This is a genomic window from Streptomyces sp. NPDC003011 (genome assembly GCF_053591515.1).
In genome coordinates this window covers 1-1022 of sequence record NZ_JBSFTY010000206.1, presented here as the reverse complement: position 1 = coordinate 1022, position 1022 = coordinate 1, and the positions used below count along the sequence as shown (strand labels likewise).

Sequence of the window (1022 nt, the reverse complement as noted above, 5' to 3'; positions counted from 1 at the left end):
TCAGCCCCGCGGGCCGAACATGTAGGCGTTGGCGACGTCGATGAGGGCGGCGCCCTTGTAGGTGGGGTAGCGCTCGGTGATGGCTTTCTTGTAGGCGTCGCCGTCGTCGCCGAGCAGTTCGCGGCCGGCGTTGATGTAGTCGGTGAGTTCGGCCCAGATGCCGGGGTCGGTCGGTTCGCCGTGGCCGGGCAGGATGGTGTCGTACTCGGTCTCGGCGGCGAAGCGGTCGATGTTGGCCTGCCAGCCGTCGAAGTCCTTGTCCAGGAACCACAGGTGGGTGCGGTGGTAGACGACGTCCTGGGCGACCAGGACGCCCTGCTCGGGCAGCTTGATCACGAGGGTGGTGTGGATCTCGCCGCCGGTGACCTTCTCGAACGCGAAGGGGATGCCGTCGATGATCTCGGTGCCCGGGGTGATCTCCACGGTCGGGGTCATGTCGGCGAGCGGGATCGGGGCGCCGGTGGGCAGGTCGGTCTTGTCGCCCATCGCGGTGATCTCCGCGGTGGTCTCCGGCAGGGCGTGCACGGGGACGCCGAAGCGGGCCGCGCCCTGGTAGTGGTCGGGGTGCGCGTGGCTGACGACCAGGCGGTCGAGCGGCTTGCCGAGCTGTTTGGCGTAGGCGACGACCTCGTCGGCGTAGGCAAGGACGAACTGCGCGTCGACGGCGATGATCCGTGACGGCGTCTCGATCAGCTGGGTGTTGACGTCCAGGCCGTCCTCGGGCGCGGTGTAGCTGTGGATGCGGACGGGGCCCTTGTCGATGACCGTGATGGTGCCGTGCATGAGTGTGCTCCTGACGAAGATCGGGGAGGAGAGGGAGGGAGGAAGGTGGAGACAAGAGGCGGCGGACGGTGGCGGTCGGCGCACGACGACAATCCACTCCAACGGACACGATGTGTTCTGTGCTGCCCAGTGATCACCCCGGGTACGACTCCATACTGGGGCGGAACCGGATATCCCGCGAGGTACGCTGCGGACTCGTGATGGTCCACAGGCGACAAACCGATGAGCGGCCCGGTCGG

General features: G+C 67.5%; 1 protein-coding gene. It reads right to left on the bottom strand.

Annotation, left to right across the window (positions count from 1 at the left end; genetic code table 11):
• Window positions 1-783, bottom strand: coding sequence for an MBL fold metallo-hydrolase (locus ACWD0J_RS41330; protein WP_451501015.1), 783 nt, complete (start codon window positions 781-783; stop codon window positions 1-3).
• Window positions 784-1022: the final 239 nt, after the last annotated feature.

Coding starts and splice junctions, on each gene's coding strand:
- ACWD0J_RS41330 (WP_451501015.1), bottom strand. CDS start 783: ATGCACGGCACCATCACGGTCATCGACAAGGGCCCCGTCCGCATCCAC.